The sequence below is a fragment of the Candidatus Pelagibacter ubique HTCC8051 genome (genome assembly GCF_000472605.1).
Taxonomy (GTDB): domain Bacteria; phylum Pseudomonadota; class Alphaproteobacteria; order Pelagibacterales; family Pelagibacteraceae; genus Pelagibacter; species Pelagibacter communis_B.
Map to the genome: position 1 here is coordinate 842,159 of NZ_KI421440.1, position 15,690 is coordinate 857,848.

15 protein-coding genes are annotated in these 15,690 nt (G+C 30.8%); 6 read left to right on the plus strand and 9 right to left on the minus strand.

The genetic code is table 11. The annotated features are described in order from the left end of the window. The first annotated feature begins 39 nt into the window (after positions 1-39). From F754_RS0104645 to F754_RS0104655, 3 genes are read left to right on the plus strand one after another with little or no spacing between them, the layout of a single operon-like run. On the plus strand, positions 40-387 hold the full coding sequence (locus F754_RS0104645; RefSeq protein WP_023648752.1) for a cupin domain-containing protein: 348 nt from the start codon (positions 40-42) through the stop codon (positions 385-387). Between the two features lie 20 nt (positions 388-407). Beyond that, a complete protein-coding gene (locus F754_RS0104650; RefSeq protein ID WP_023648753.1) occupies positions 408-1,154 on the plus strand; it encodes an amino acid racemase in 747 nt (248 codons plus the stop codon). A 3-nt stretch (positions 1,155-1,157) separates the two neighbouring features. Further along, positions 1,158-1,598, plus strand: a complete 441-nt coding sequence (locus F754_RS0104655) for a hypothetical protein (RefSeq protein WP_023648754.1) — start codon at positions 1,158-1,160, stop codon at positions 1,596-1,598. On the opposite strand, the gene F754_RS0104660 is transcribed toward F754_RS0104655, so the two are convergent. Continuing rightward, positions 1,595-1,891, minus strand: coding sequence for a hypothetical protein (locus F754_RS0104660; RefSeq protein ID WP_023648755.1), 297 nt, complete (start codon positions 1,889-1,891; stop codon positions 1,595-1,597). The two genes, F754_RS0104655 and F754_RS0104660, sit on opposite strands and share 4 nt — an antisense overlap. 104 nt (positions 1,892-1,995) lie before the next feature. Here F754_RS0104660 and F754_RS0104665 point away from each other — a divergent pair, with 104 nt between their 5' ends. Beyond that, positions 1,996-2,844: a DMT family transporter gene (locus tag F754_RS0104665; RefSeq protein WP_023648756.1), complete on the plus strand. Its 849-nt coding sequence runs from the start codon at positions 1,996-1,998 to the stop codon at positions 2,842-2,844. 14 nt (positions 2,845-2,858) lie between these two features. Here the strand turns inward: F754_RS0104665 and F754_RS0104670 are convergent, their stop codons facing one another. Genes F754_RS0104670 through F754_RS0104685 form a run of 4 tightly spaced genes read right to left on the minus strand, consistent with a single transcriptional unit; the run spans position 2,859 to position 7,965 of the window. After that, positions 2,859-3,446, minus strand: a complete 588-nt coding sequence (locus F754_RS0104670) for a sarcosine oxidase (protein WP_023648757.1) — start codon at positions 3,444-3,446, stop codon at positions 2,859-2,861. Next, entirely contained in the window at positions 3,443-6,439 is a 2,997-nt protein-coding gene (locus tag F754_RS0104675; RefSeq protein WP_023648758.1) for a sarcosine oxidase subunit alpha family protein, read from the minus strand. The genes F754_RS0104670 and F754_RS0104675 overlap by 4 nt, the downstream gene beginning before the upstream one ends. Further along, the gene (locus F754_RS0104680) at positions 6,439-6,708 is read right to left on the minus strand and encodes a sarcosine oxidase subunit delta (protein ID WP_023648759.1); all 270 of its coding nucleotides are present in this window, start codon (positions 6,706-6,708) and stop codon (positions 6,439-6,441) included. Before F754_RS0104680 ends, F754_RS0104675 begins: the two co-directional genes overlap by 1 nt. Beyond that, positions 6,709-7,965, minus strand: coding sequence for a sarcosine oxidase subunit beta family protein (locus F754_RS0104685; protein ID WP_023648760.1), 1,257 nt, complete (start codon positions 7,963-7,965; stop codon positions 6,709-6,711). Between the two features lie 127 nt (positions 7,966-8,092). Between F754_RS0104685 and F754_RS0104690 the strand changes: the two genes are divergently transcribed. After that, positions 8,093-9,778, plus strand: coding sequence for a formate--tetrahydrofolate ligase (locus tag F754_RS0104690; protein WP_023648761.1), 1,686 nt, complete (start codon positions 8,093-8,095; stop codon positions 9,776-9,778). Position 9,779: 1 nt separating this feature from the next. On the opposite strand, the gene F754_RS0104695 is transcribed toward F754_RS0104690, so the two are convergent. Genes F754_RS0104695 through glpK form a run of 4 tightly spaced genes read right to left on the minus strand, consistent with a single transcriptional unit; the run spans position 9,780 to position 14,248 of the window. Beyond that, on the minus strand, positions 9,780-10,571 hold the full coding sequence (locus tag F754_RS0104695; RefSeq protein ID WP_023648762.1) for a type 1 glutamine amidotransferase: 792 nt from the start codon (positions 10,569-10,571) through the stop codon (positions 9,780-9,782). Then, positions 10,568-11,731, minus strand: coding sequence for an iron-containing alcohol dehydrogenase (locus tag F754_RS0104700; RefSeq protein ID WP_027303462.1), 1,164 nt, complete (start codon positions 11,729-11,731; stop codon positions 10,568-10,570). The genes F754_RS0104695 and F754_RS0104700 overlap by 4 nt, the downstream gene beginning before the upstream one ends. Beyond that, positions 11,732-12,760 (minus strand): glycerol-3-phosphate dehydrogenase, encoded by a 1,029-nt coding sequence (locus tag F754_RS0104705; RefSeq protein ID WP_023648764.1) that lies wholly within the window; start codon positions 12,758-12,760, stop codon positions 11,732-11,734. It abuts the gene before it with no gap. Between the two features lie 9 nt (positions 12,761-12,769). Continuing rightward, complete coding sequence (gene glpK / locus F754_RS0104710; protein ID WP_023648765.1) at positions 12,770-14,248, minus strand: glycerol kinase GlpK; 1,479 nt, start codon at positions 14,246-14,248, stop codon at positions 12,770-12,772. A gap of 96 nt (positions 14,249-14,344) precedes the next feature. Here glpK and F754_RS0104715 point away from each other — a divergent pair, with 96 nt between their 5' ends. Next, positions 14,345-15,676 carry an NAD(P)/FAD-dependent oxidoreductase gene (locus F754_RS0104715; RefSeq protein ID WP_023648766.1) on the plus strand — a complete coding sequence of 444 codons (1,332 nt, stop codon included), beginning with the start codon at positions 14,345-14,347 and terminating at the stop codon, positions 15,674-15,676. Positions 15,677-15,690: the final 14 nt, after the last annotated feature.

Below are 15,690 nucleotides of genomic sequence, written 5' to 3' on the forward strand. Positions count from 1 at the left end.
TCAAATACACAAATTAATTGTACAATAAGTATTATTAATATGAGTAAAAGATTAATTAAAAATATAGAAGATCTAAATTTCATGCCATTCGACAATTATGGCAAACCTGTGGAAGGAATGAGTTGGCATAAAATAAGCTATGACAAAAATAATGGTGGATTTGGCACTTACATACTAAAAATGGATCCTGGTGCTAAAAGTTTACCTCATGTACATCAAGGTTATGAAGAGTTTTATGTAATAGATGGCGAACTTCAAGATGCAGACGGTAAAATATTTAAAAAAGGTGATTTTGTAACTTTTGAACCTGGTACAGAACATAACTCTCATACTAAAAATGGTTGCCTACTTATTGTTTTTATGAGAGGTATAAACAAATCAATCTAATAATTATTATTCAAAAAAATATGATCGGCATTTTGGGTGGAATGGGAACACAAGCAGGTTTAGATTTTTGCAATAAACTTGCTATTTTAAATAGAGGAAAAATTGATCAAGAATACCCTCTGTTCATTCTTTATAACAAATCTAATATTCCGGGGCGACCAGAGTCTATTGGAGTACAAACTAAAAATTTATCAAATAAATCTTCAAACAATACAAGTAAAAAAAAATATAACGATGTTTTAAAAAGTTTACTTCATGGTTGTAAATTATTAGAAAAAAATAAATGTAAATTTATTGTAATTCCATGCAATACTGCTCATTATTGGCTCGATGATTTACAAAAGAAAATTAACATTCCTATTGTAAATATGCCAAAAGAAGTTTTTAAATTTACAAAAAAAAATTGCAAGAAAAATTCAAAAATTGGATTATTAGCTACTGAAGGAACTCTTAAAACTGGTGTTTACGACAAAATTTTTAATAAAGATTATAATTTAGTTAACCCATCTCAAAACCTTCAAAAGAAATCTGTAAATAAGGCAATAAAATTAGTTAAGATGGGAAATGTTAAGGCTGCAGCAAAGGCAATACAACCTGCAATAAACGAATTGACTAAAATAAAATGTAGAAAAATAATATTGGGCTGTACTGAACTTCCAATTGCAATTTTTGCCTTTAAATCATTTAATAATATCAGATCATCTAAAATTTTTTTAGACCCAAACTTAATTCTTGCACATTCTACAATGGCTAAACACAGAGGGTAATTTATGTCAGTAGATAGTGATAAACCTTATGTTCTAAGAGTTGCAGAATTAATTTATTCTAAAGTTGTAAACATTAAAAAAGAAAACTCTGATATGACTAATATCCAGGCATTTGAAGTTTTCATGACAACAAAGGAATATGATTTAATTAGTTCGGGAGAATTTCATGACAAATGGTTCTCAGATTTAAAAAATAATGATTTTAAAGATAAAATTACTGGTAAAAAAGTAAATGATGAAACAATAAGACTTTTGGAGATTCAAAAAGACTCTATGGTCAAGTTTTTGATGAAAATACCTAAACTATATTACACAAAAAGTCATTTTCCTTTAGAAATATCTCAAAGAGCTTTCGATCATTTATGGAGAGTTTGTGAGAGCTATGAAATGTGGTGCAAAGAAACTAAACAAAAAAATTTAATAACTCTTAATATTTTAGATTAATTAAAATTCAACTTTTCTCTAGTAAGTTCGAATTTTTTTTCTACCAGGTTTGTAAATTTTTCATGAAATTTTTTATTTTTATTCTGATTATCAACAGCGTTTTGTAAATGTTCAAAAGTATTTTTTCCTGTTTCTTTCTCAATAACTGAATTTGCGCCATATTGAAATCCTGCTTCTAGAACATTTCCTGTTGTTGCTATAGTTACTCCTGGTCCCAATAAAGCAGTAGTTTGAAGACAACCATTTAAAAAAATTAGAGAAGAAAAAATAAAAAGTATTTTTAAAAAATGCATAAGCTAAATAAATTAATACATATATGATAATACAACTCAAGCTAGAAATAGTTCAATTTAGGTATTTTTAAGAAATAAAGTCAAATTTAAATTATAAACAAATAATGATAAAAATTTTTCCATTAATATTTATTTTATTATGGTCATCAGCGTTCATTACTACAAAACCAATTATTGATAACAGTGATCCGTTTTCTGCGCTTGCTTTCAGATTTGCTTTTGTAGCTATTGGATTTTTTTTATTTGCTCTTTACTCAAAAGAAAAAATTTTAGTTAGCAAAAAAAACTTTCTTGAATCTTTTTTAAGTGGAGTGCTTTTTCATGGATTTTATCTTGGTGGTGTTTTTTATTCAATTTCAATAGGTATGCCTACAGGAATTGCTGCATTGATAGTAACTTTACAACCAGTTCTTACAAACGTCTTGAGTGGCCCAATCTTAAACGAAAAAGTTTCTCCAAAACAATGGGTAGGTGTTTTATTGGGATTTGCTGGTGCAGTACTTGTTCTTGGTTTTGATATAGGTTCCAAAATACCAACTACTGGATTAGTAGCAACAATTATAGCATTACTAGCAATTACATTTTCTACTTTATGGCAAAAAAAATTAAGTAATAATTTACCTCTATCGGTAAGCAATATGAACCAAGCGCTTGGTGGATGTTCGTTTCACTTATTAATATTAATTTTATTTGTTGATCCTTATATTGAATTTACTCAAACATTTATATTAGCGATGAGTCACCAAATATTATTAGTTTCATTTGGTGCTTTTACAATATTGATGTATCTGATTAAAAATAACTCAGCTAGTAAAACTGTTTCAATATTTTTTTTGATACCAGCCACGTCTGCTTTTATGGCTTGGTTATTTTTAAATGAAAGCTTGACTAATTTTGATTTAATTGGATTTTTAATCACTTCAATAGGTGTTTATATTGCAACAAGAGATTAAAAAATTAAATAAATTTATAAAGCTTTAAAACCAAACTCTAATGATGCATCTGTAATTGAATGATACAAAGACTCGCCAAAACTTCTAAGACCAAACAATCTTACTTTATCTGGATTGTCATCTAGCATATCGACCGTAAAAGCTATTCCATTATAAATAGAATTTATTGAATTATTTTTTTCTAAAGTATTAAAATTAAAAGGGCACCCTTTTTTTAAAACTTCTTTTACATCATGTCCTTCTATTTCAATTATAGCTCTTGAGTGGGATATGTCTGTTACAGCAAAATCTGTTTCTTTTAAAATTTGCAAAATATTATTAAGTAAATCTTTTTTTGTTGAAACTAAAAGCCAATTTTTTGGCCCATTCCATAAAATTCTTGTTTCATTATTATTTGATACTTTTAATGGTTCGTCTTTTAATTTTAAACCATCAATATCAATACTTTCAATTGAAACTATAGAGTTTTTATATTGAACTATTTGAACTATTAGTAAATCTTTTATCTCAAAGATTTTTAAAAGATTATTTTCATTTTTGCCTTCATGATCGCCAAATTGACCTGTTGTATGAATATTTGCTAAAGCTGACATTAAACTCATGCTCTTACCCTTTCACCTTTTGGGTCAACATAGTGGGAAGAAACTATTTCAACTGGAATTACTTTATTTTTAAGCGGTGACATCACAAATAACTTTTCTCCAATCATGTTTTTTCCATCTTTTAATATCGCTAAAGAAAAAGGATTATCGTGTTCAACACTCCAACAAGAAGCTGAAATATATCCTAATTTTGGATTTGGCAGTGGTGCATTAGAGTCTTTCACTAAATGTGAACCTTCTGGAATACTTGTTTTTTTATCCAAAGGAACAACACCAACTACTTTTTGTCTATCTTCTGTGGTAAATGCATCTCTTGTTAATGATCTTTTTCCAATAAAATCTTTCTTTTTACTTAATAAACCTTCAAGAGAATTATCATATGGTATTGTTCGTCCATCAAGCTCAGATCCTGCAACGTGCCCCATCTCAATTCTTAGTGTTGATAGAGCCTCTGTTCCATATGGTTGAATTTTAAATTCTTGACCAACTTCGATAATTTTTTCCCACATAAAGTTTCCATTATCAGACTCAACATTTACTTCATACGCGAGCTCACCTGAGAATGAAATTCTAAAAATTCTAGCTCTAACTCCAAATAAATCTCCTTCCATATAACCCATAAAAGGTAATCCTTCATTTGATACATCAGAATTTGGAAATAGTTTTTGTAATAAGTCTCTAGACTTAGGTCCAGCAATAGCGGCTCCTGCCCATTGTTCTGTAGTTGAAACTACATTTACATTTAACTCTGGCCATACTAATTGTAAATAATATTCTAAGTGAGAAAGAACGTTTGCAGCCTGTGCTGTAGTAGTTGTCATGTGATAATGATTTTCTGAAATTCTTGTCGTTGTTCCGTCATCCATCACAATTCCGTCTTCTCTTAACATTACACCGTATCTTGCTTTACCAATTGGTAACTTTAACCATGCATTTGTATAAACTCTGTTAAGTAATTCTGCTGCATCAGGTCCTTTAATATCTATTTTACCTAATGTGGTTACATCACAAACTCCAACATTTGTTCTTACATTTTTTGCTTCTCTTTTTGATCCTTCAAATAAATTTTCGTCTCCTTGTTTATAATATCTTGGTCTTAACCACACACCTGCATCAACAAAAACTGCATTATTTTTTTCATGCCAAGAGTGTATTGGAGATTTTCTTGTTGGTTTTGAATGTTTTCCTACTTCTCTACCAACAATTGCTCCTATTGAAACTGGTGTGTATGGAGGTCTAAAAGTTGTGTGACCAACATTTGGGACTACTTTATTCTCAATTTTAGATACTAATTGTAAACCATTTAAATTACTTGTTTTACCTTGGTCAGTTGCCATTCCAAGTGTTGTGTATCTTTTAACATGTTCAATTGATCGATAACCTTCTTTAAGTGCAATCTCTACGTCTGAGACCGCAACATCATTTTGAAAATCTAAAAATCTTTTATAATTTTTTCCCTTTGGTAATGGTACACACCAAAACTTATCATGTGTTGTAGATTTTTTCTCAACTACGTTTGGAAATGAAATTTCCTTATTATTGTTAGTAATTTGTTTCGACAACTCATGACCGGTTTTAAAAGAGCTCTTTAATGTTTCTTCCAATGTATAAATTCCATTTGCAGCACCTAATGTTTTTTCGTTTTGCTTTGATGTTCCTGGAACAAATGCATCAATATCATCATTAAATTTTGTTTTATTTCCTGATTGCGAAGCTAAATGGATGGTAGGCGTCCAAAAACCAGAAACACAAATACAATCACATGTAATACTTTCTACTGTTCCAAGATGTTCTTTATCATCTGAGATTTTAGCAACATCAGCTGATTTTACTTTTTTATAACCTTGAGCAGCTACTACTACATAAGAAAACTTAATATTTATTCCTAAATTTTTTGCTTCATCTACTATTTCTGATTGTGGGTTTTTTCTTGTATCTAAAATAATTGGATCAACCCCATTTTTTTTAAACTCAATTGCAGTTTCATATCCACTATCATTATTTGTAAATATTAAAGGATTTCTACCAACTAATACTCCATAAACTTTAAGATATTCTTTTGCTGCAGATGAAAGCATAACACCTGGTGTATCATTGTTACCAAACACGATTGGTCTTTCTATTGATCCTGAAGAAATCAACACTTCTTTTGCTCTAATGTACCAAAGTCTTTGTTTTGGATGAAACTTTTTTGTTTTTGGAAGATGATCGCTAATTCTTTCAGACATTACTAACATATTATGATCATAGTAACCAAAAACCTGTGATCTATTTTTAACAATCACATTTGGCATTTCTTTTAGTTCTGAAATTATTCCATCAGCCCATTCCTTACCTGATTGATTTCCTATGTTAACATCACTAGTTAACAAAGTTCCCCCATGCCTAGCTTTGTCTTCAGCTAAAATAACTCTTGCCCCATTTTTTGCAGCTGCATATGCACTAGCCAAACCTGACGGTCCTGATCCTGCAATCAATAAATCACAGTATTCATATTTGTGTTCGTATCTTTCCTTATCGTGTTTAGTTGAGGCTACACCAAGGCCCGCTGCTTTTCTAATAAAAGGTTCGTAAACTTTATACCAAAAGCTTTTTGGCCACATAAAAGTTTTGTAATAAAATCCTGCAGGAAGAAAAATTTTTAAAAAATTATTTATAGCACCAATATCAAAGTTTACACTTGGCCAGCAATTTACACTCGTCGCTTCTAAACCCTCAAAAAGCTCTTGTTCTGTTGCTTTAATATTCGGTTCAGTTTCTCCGTTTCTAAATAATTGAACTATCGCGTATGGTTCATCGACCCCTGCCCCAAAAAAACCTCTTGGTCTATGATATTTAAAACTTCTTCCAACTAAATGAACTCCATTAGCTATTAATGCTGAAGCAAGAGTGTCACCTTCGTACCCATTATAAGTCACACCATTAAATTTAAATGAGAGCTTCTTATCTCTATTGATTAAGCCAACATTATCTAATCTATAACTTTGTGACATTATAAAATTTCCTCATTAGCTTTAAGAGTATTAAAAATTTCATGAGTAGATGTGTCTCTTTCAACTTTTATCCATTGTCTACAACCAGATAAATGTTGCCATAATTCCCAATGTTTTCCTCTTGGGCTTTTTCTATTATATACAAAGTTATCCCAATCTTGATCTGATACTTCTTTGTTAAGCTCTGGTCTTTTAACAGTTGCATCACCTCCATAAGAAAATTCATTTTGCGATCTCATTCCGCAGTAAGGACATTTGATATATAACATTTATGAAATCCAAGTTTTTGTTCCAAGTCCTTTTTCATCAAGCAAGTGACCTGTGCTAAATCTATTTAAACTGTATCCAGAATTTAATTTATGGACTCTATCTTGAGCTATTGTGTGAGCAAATGTCCAACCAGATGCTGGTGTTGCTTTAAACCCTCCGTAACACCAACCGCAATTTAAATATAATCCTTCGATGTGTGTTTTATCAATTATTGGAGATCCATCCATAGACATATCCATTATTCCACCCCAAGTTCTAAGCATTTTTAATTTACTAAGAAAAGGCATCATCGCAATACCTTCTGTTAAAACGTGTTGTAAAGTTGGTAAGTTACCTCTTTGTGCATAACTGTTATATCCATCTAAATCTCCACCCATTACCATTTCACCTTTGTCAGACTGACTTATATAAAAATGGCCAGCACCAAAAGTAACAACTCGATCTAGAATTGGTTTAACTGGTTCTGAAACACATGCTTGAAGAAGATGTGTTTCAACCGGTAAAGTCATATTTAATTTTTCTGCTAAGACGTTCGTGCTACCTGCAACACACAAACCAATTTTTTTAACTTTAATATCACCTCTTGACGTTCTTACTCCATTAATTTTTCCACCACTTACATCAAAACCTGTAACTTCACAGTTTTGAATTATATCAACTCCCATTGAGTCTGCTTGTCTTGCATATCCCCAAGCAACAGCATCATGTCTAGCTGTTCCAGCACTTGGTTGCATCAATCCACCAAAAATAGGAAATCTTACATTTTCAGAAAAATCTGCCATAGGTATAATCTCTTTTACTTGCTCTCTATTAAGTAGAACTGCATCAATTCCATTCAATCTCATTGAATTTCCTCTTCTCGCATAAACATTCATTTGAGCATCAGAGTGCGCAAGATTAATAATTCCTCTTGGAGAAAACATTACATTGTAATTTAAATCCTGACTCATCTTTCTCCATAAATCCATTCCAAACTCGCTGAAGAGTGCATTGTCATCATGCATGTAATTCGATCTTATAATTGTAGTATTACGTCCAACATTTCCTCCACCTATCCAACCTTTTTCAATAATTGCTACATTGGTAATATTATGTTCTTTTGCGAGATAATAAGCAGTAGCTAACCCATGACCACCTCCTCCAATAATCACAACATCATATTCTTTTTTTGGAGTAGGATCTTTCCAAGCTAAATCCCAATTTTGATGCCCAGAAAAAGCATTTTTAACTAGATTAAATATAGAATATTTTTGCATGAGATATTTTTATCTCAATGAATATAAATAGTTCTTATTTTTTTTATATATATTTTTTAGAAGTTTCCAAAGATCTCAAAAAGGGATATGAAGACTTCATTAAAAATTAATAACTTTAGGATTTTAAATGAGTGATGTGAAGTCAGATATTCAAATAGCTAGAGAAGCTAAAATGCAACCTATAAATGATGTTTTAGCAAAGATAAATGTTCCAGATGAAAGTACTGCTTTCAGCCCAATGGGAAGACACATCGCAAAAATTAACTTGGAATATTTAGATACTTTAAAAGATAAACCTGATGGTAAATTAATTTTAGTTACTGCAATCACTCCTACTCCAGCTGGTGAAGGTAAAACTACAACTTCAGTTGGATTAAATGATGGGTTAAATAAAATTGGAAAAAAATCCATCGTATGTTTAAGAGAACCAAGCCTTGGTCCATCGTTTGGAATGAAAGGTGGAGCTGCAGGGGGTGGGTACGCTCAAGTAGTTCCTATGGAACAAATTAATTTACATTTTACTGGAGATTTTCATGCAATAACTTCAGCCCACAATCTTCTATCAGCTTTAATTGATAATCATATCTATTGGGGAAACAAATTAGATATAGATGTTAGAAGAATTGTTTGGAAAAGAGTAATGGATATGAATGATCGTTCATTAAGGTCTATAAATATAAACTTGGGCGGTGTCGCGAATGGTTTTCCAAGAGAAGATGGTTTTGATATCACTGTTGCTTCTGAAATCATGGCAATCTTTTGTTTATCAAATGATCTAGAAGATTTAGAAAAAAGAATTGGAAATATAACGATTGCTTACACAAGAAATAAAAAACCTGTTTTTGCAAAAGATTTAAAAGCTGAGGGTCCTATGACCGTATTGTTAAAAGATGCCATCAGACCTAATGTAACACAAACTTTAGAAAACAATCCTGCAATTATTCATGGTGGTCCTTTTGCAAATATTGCACATGGATGTAATTCTGTAATTGCAACAAAAACTGGATTAAAACTTGCTGACTATGTTGTAACTGAAGCTGGTTTTGGTGCGGACTTAGGAGCAGAAAAATTTCTTAATATAAAATGTAGAAAATCAAATTTAAAACCAAGTTGTGTAGTTATTGTAGCAACAATCAGAGCTCTGAAGATGCATGGTGGTGTTGCAAAAGATGATCTTAAAAATGAAAATGTTGAAGCTCTTAAAAAAGGACTTGTTAACCTTGAAAGACATATTGAAAATGTTCAAAAGTTTGGTCTGCCGGTTGCTGTAGCGGTTAATCATTTTATTAAGGATACAGATAACGAGGTAAAAGCTTTGATAGAATTTTGTGATGGAATGGGTGTCAAAGCAAGTCTATGCACTCATTGGTCTAATGGTGGAGAAGGTACAAAAGAACTTGCGGCTCACGTTTCTGACTTATGTGAAAAAAATGAAGCTAAATTTCATTTTTTATACGAAAGTAAAACTCCATTATTTAAAAAAATAGAGACTATAGCTAAAGAAATTTATAGAGCTAACGAAGTAATCGCTGATACAAAAATTAGAGACCAGTTAAAAGGTTTTGAAGAAGTAGGTTTTGGAGAATTGCCTATATGTGTTGCTAAAACACAATATAGTTTTTCAACTGACCCAAATCTTAAAGGTGCTCCTTCAGGATACGCTTTACCAATTAGAGAAATCAGACTTTCATCTGGAGCTGAATTTATTGTTGTAGTTTGTGGAGCTATTATGACAATGCCAGGACTACCAAGAGTTCCAGCAGCAGACTCTATAAAGCTAAACAAAGATGGTGAAATTGAAGGCTTGTTTTAAATTAGTTTTTTATATAATTAAGCCAATTTCTAACTTCACAAGATCTATCATTAAAGCTCAATAATTCGCTTTCAGACTTTATGTATGAGATATGTTTTTGATACTGTTCTTCATTAAAAAAGTTTTTATTGTTAAATAATCGTTCTTTACGTCCAGCTATAAGATTAAGCATTTGAAAATATTCATAATCAGGATGATATTGTAAACCAATAATTTCAGAATTACCCGCATCAAACTTAATACCCATTACATTATTTACTTTGTCACTTGATAAAAGAATAGCATTTTTTGGTAATTCACTTACCTCATCAAAATTGAAGGCTGGTGATGTGAAAGTTTTTTTTTTATTTTTATAAATAAAATGCTTCTCACCTTCATTATTAATAATTACATCCGATGCTATTCCAATATGGGCACCATTTTTTCCAGGATTTACTTTACCACCAGCTGCAGTTGAACAAACTTGTAGCCCCCAGCAAATTGCTAAAATTTTCTTTTTTTTATTAAAACAATTAGAGGCAAATTTAATATGCTTCTTAATTACATCCGTCATATCATTTATTCTCATAGCACCACCAGTAAAAACGATGCCATTATATTTACTCATATTTTCTAAAGCATTTGCAGTCTCATCATCGTGCCCTGGATTTATGATATCTGTATTAGTTGATGGCTCTAACTTTAATATTAAATTTTTTAAATTATCTGCTGCAGAGGCTCCCGCTGCTTTAATAAAAAACTCACTATCTTCTCTAATATTACCCTCAACAATTAAAATATTTAAATTACTCATTCAAACAACTCACCAGTCATACTATGTTGATACATAACCTTCATGTCATTTTCACTTAATTCTTTTGGATTTCCTCCTGTAGAAGGATCTGCTAAAGCCATTTTTGACAATCTATCAAGATCAAAATTTTTTTCGTCTATCACTTCTGATAATTTATGAGGCATATTAAGTTTTTTTCTTAAATCTAAAACCCAATTGATAAAACCATTAAAAGATTGATCTTGAAGTTCTAGATATTCACAAATTTTAATTATTTTTTTTTCAATTACATCTTTATTAAAAGTTAAAACATAAGGCATAAATATTGCATTAGATAAGCCGTGATGAACATTATTTAAAGCATTAACTGGATGACTTAATGAGTGAATTGCGCCTAAACCTTTTTGAAATGCTGTTGATCCCATGCTGGCTGCTGTTAACATATTTTGTCGTGCTTCAATATTTGATCCATTATTGACAGCTTCTAATAACCAATCATTAATTATTCTCATACCTTCTAAAGCAATTCCGTCAGCCATCGGATGATATCCTGGTGCACAATAGGCTTCCAGATTATGGGCAAGAGCATCCATACCAGTTGCCGCTGTAATTTTTGAGGGCAAACCAATTGTTAGTACTGGGTCTAAAATAACTATTGATGGTAAGAGTTTAGGATGAAAAATTATATTTTTAACACCTGTTTCTTCATTTAATATTACAGAAGCACGTCCTGTTTCTGATCCAGTTCCTGCAGTTGTTGGTACAGCTATAATTGGCACTATTTTGTCAGAATTTGCTTTAGTCCAATTATCTCCTATGTCCTCAAAATCCCATATGGGCAATGTCTGTCCTGACATAAATGCGATTGCTTTACCAACATCAAGGCCACTTCCACCTCCAAAAGCTATTACACCATCACAGTTATTTTTATTATAATAATCAATACCCTCAGTCACGTTTGTACCAGTTGGATTGCCCACTACATTAGAATATAGCTCCACTAAAATACCATGTTCTTTTAAATTGATTAAAACATCAATTACAATTTGTGATTTAGCAAGCCCATTATCGGTTACCAATAATGGTCTATCAATATTTAAAGTTTTGCAAGCATTACTTAAATCTTTAATTCTGTCTTTTCCAACCCACATAGTTGTTGGATAATTCCAATTTGATTTCATTTACCAATTAATTTCTAATTTTTTATTTTCACAAATAGTATTTAACATATTAAACATTAGTGGAAAATTTTTACTATTTAAGTCTTCAAGAATTCTTGGTCCAATTTCCAAGGCAAGTTGAGCACCTTCTACGGTTACATCTTTCATAAATTTTTCTTTAGCGTCATTATATAAGTATCCTTCACCCAAATATTTTCCCATTAAACTATTTCTTCCACCAATGGCACTTACATATAAATCACCAAGACCTGCCAAACCGTATACTGTTTCTGGTTTACCTCCATAGTGAGAAACAAATTCAACCATTTCTGAAATTGATCTATGAATTAATGAGGCCGCAGTATTTAAAAAATATTTAGATTGAATTTCTTTTGTGGATTGAGAATTGCTTAATCCTTCAGATGCACCAATTAGCATTGAATATATATTTTTAATTGCCCCTGATAGCTCTACTCCGGTAATATCTTCTGATATTTCAGTAGAATAGTAATTTGTTGAAATCATTTTTTTCAATAGCTGACACTCTTTTATATCTCGATTGGCGATAACTGTTCCAGTTCTCATTTTATTTGCTAAGCCAGCAGCTAAACAAGGGCCTTTAATTGCAGAGATATTAATTTGTGAATGACCATCTTTTTCTAATAGATTTTTAATTTTATCAGATAAAGTTATAAGTTCATTGTCTACTATAGATAAGCCTTTTGTTAATAAAACAATTGGTAATTTTTTTTTATAATTTTTAGAAATCTGATTAACAAACCATTCAATTCCTACTGAGCTAATTCCTGCAACAATTAAATCTAAATCTTTTTCTAAAAGGGGCTGTAATTCCTTGAATTGGACAAATTTTATTTCTTTTGGGAGCTTTGTTTTTAATCCAGGATGAAGATGATCATTTGAAATGATATCTTTTATCAAATTATCCTCTAGATGAGTTCCTACTATCGTTACATCATTTTTATTTTCAATACATGGTACTGCAAAAGCAGATCCCATTGCACCAGCTCCTATAATTACTATTTTTTTCATAAGCTAAAATTAAGCTAAAGTTTTTCTAATTGCTTGTTGCCACCCTTTCAATAAGTTATTTCTTAATTTTTTGTTAATTTTAGGTACAAAAATGGCATCTTTTTTCCATTTATTTTTTATTTCATTAAGGGATTTAAATTCACCTGCTTGATACCCAGCAAAGAAAGCTGCTCCTAATGCTGTAGTTTCTTGAATAACTGGTCGTAATACTTTTGTATTCAATATATCTGATAAAAACTGAGCAAACCATTTGTTAGCAACCATACCTCCGTCAACTTTAATAATTTTAGGTCTAGATCCATCTTTTTTCATAGCATCAAATAAATCATAACTTTGATAAGCAACAGACTCTATTATTGCTCTAACTAAATTTTTCCAGTCAGTGTTTCGAGTTAATCCAGTGATTAAACCTTTGGACTCTGCACTCCAGTATGGAGCTCCTAAACCTGTAAATGCTGGAACAATATACACTCCATCATTATTTAATTTAGATTTTGCAATTTTTTCAGTTTCATAAGCATTATTGATTAATTTAATTTTATCTCGTAACCATTGGACACCAGCACCAGCAATAAAAATCGAACCTTCTAAAGCATATGTATTTTTATTATTTAATCTATAGCAAATTGTAGTTAATAATTTATTTTTTGATAAAATTTTTTTATTTCCTGTATTGATTATAGCAAACGCACCTGTCCCATAAGTGCTTTTAACTGAACCTCTATCAAAACAAGCTTGTCCTACTGCGGCTGCTTGTTGATCTCCTAGCACTGCATTAATTGGTATCTCTTCACCTATAATCTTTTTAGACGTTATTCCAAAATTATCTGCAGAATTTTTTACTTTTGGTAAAATAGATTTTGGAATATTCAATTTTTTTAGGATTTCATCATCCCATTTATTTGAATTAATATTATACATCATGGTTCTACTAGCATTTGTTGCATCAGTTAGATGATTTTTTTTATTAGTTAATCTCCAAATTAAAAAAGTATCTATTGTTCCAAACATTAATTGTTTATTTTTTAAAAGTTTTTTTGATATTGAGATATTATCTAATATCCATTTCACTTTTGTTGCTGAAAAATACGGATCAATAAATAATCCTGTCTTGCGTCTAAATAAATTTTCTAATTTTCTTTTTTTTAAATTTGAACAAATTTTGTTTGTTCTTCTATCTTGCCAAACAATTGCATTATAAACTGGCTTACCCGTATTTTTATCCCAAAGAATAGTTGTCTCTCTTTGGTTTGTTATACCAATTGAGATGATTTTAGTTTTTAATCTTTTACTTTTCTTTATCGCCTCTTTAATAGTTCTTAAAGTAACTTTCCAAATTTCTTCAGGATTATGTTCAACCCATCCTAAATTTGGAAATATTTGTCTAAACTCATACTGAGATGAAAAGATTTTTTTTCCCTTAAGATCAAATAAAATAGATCTAGATGATGTTGTTCCTTGGTCTATAGATAATATTAATTTTTTCAAAAAATTCTCACTTTGGTTAGATTTTTTTCATTGTAATTTTCAGAAAATTGTTAGTAAAGTAGAATTATAAAATTATTAAATTGGAGTTCATAATTTATGACTAAAGTTGCTATAATCGGCGCTGGACCTTGTGGTTTATCAATGCTTAGGTCTTTTGAACAAGCTGAAAAGAAAGGTGAAAAAATACCTGAAATAGTCTGTTTTGATAAACAAGAGGACTGGGGTGGCCTTTGGAATTATAGCTGGAGAACTGGCTCTGATCAGTATGGAGATCCTGTCCCAAATAGTATGTATAGATATCTTTGGTCAAACGGACCAAAAGAATGTTTAGAATTTGCAGACTATTCTTTTGATGAACATTTTGGAAAACCTATTCCTTCTTTTCCTCCAAGAGAAGTTTTATACAATTATATATTAGGTAGGGTCAAAAAAGGTAATCTTAAAGATAAAGTAAAATTTAATCATACTGTAACAAATACATTATTTGATGGTGAAAAATTTGAAGTAACTTACCGTGACAAGAAAAATAATAAAAAATCAAAAGATATATTTGACTATTTGGTTGTTTCAACTGGTCACTTCTCTGTTCCTTTTATTCCTGAATATCAAGGAATGAAATCTTTTCCTGGAAGAATTATGCACTCCCATGATTTCAGAGATGCAGAAGAATTTAGAAATAAAAATGTTATAGTTTTAGGCAGTAGTTACTCTGCTGAAGACGTTGCTCTTCAATGCCATAAGTATGGAGCTAAAAGTGTAACAATAGGTTATAGACACAATCCAATGGGATTTAAATGGCCAAAAGGAATGAAAGAAGTTTTTCACCTTGATAAACTTGAAGGTAGTAAGGCAATTTTTAAAGACGGCCATGAGCAAGAAGCGGATGCAATAATTTTATGCACTGGTTATCTTCATCATTTTCCATTTTTATCAGAAGATTTAAAACTTGAAACTACAAACAGATTATATCCGCCAATGTTATACAAAGGTGTAGTATGGCAAAAAAATCCTAAACTTTTATACCTCGGCATGCAAGATCAATTTCACACATTTAACATGTTTGATTGTCAAGCGTGGTTTGCAAGAGATGTGATAATGAACAAAATTAAGATTCCTAATAATTCTGAAGTTGAAAAGGATATTAATAAGTGGGTAGCAATGGAAGAAAAATTAGAAAATCCAGACCAAATGATTGATTTTCAGACTGAATATACTAAAGAACTTCACAGCTTATCTGACTATCCTAAAATAGATTTTGAATTAATTAGAAAACATTTCAAAGAATGGGAACATCACAAAGTTGAAGATATTATGACTTATAGAAATAAATCTTTCTCATCGCCTGTTACAGGCTCAGTAGCTCCTATGCATCACACTGCTTGGGAAACTGCAATGGACGATTCTTTGAAAACTTTTTTAAACAAATAAATTAATTTTTTAGA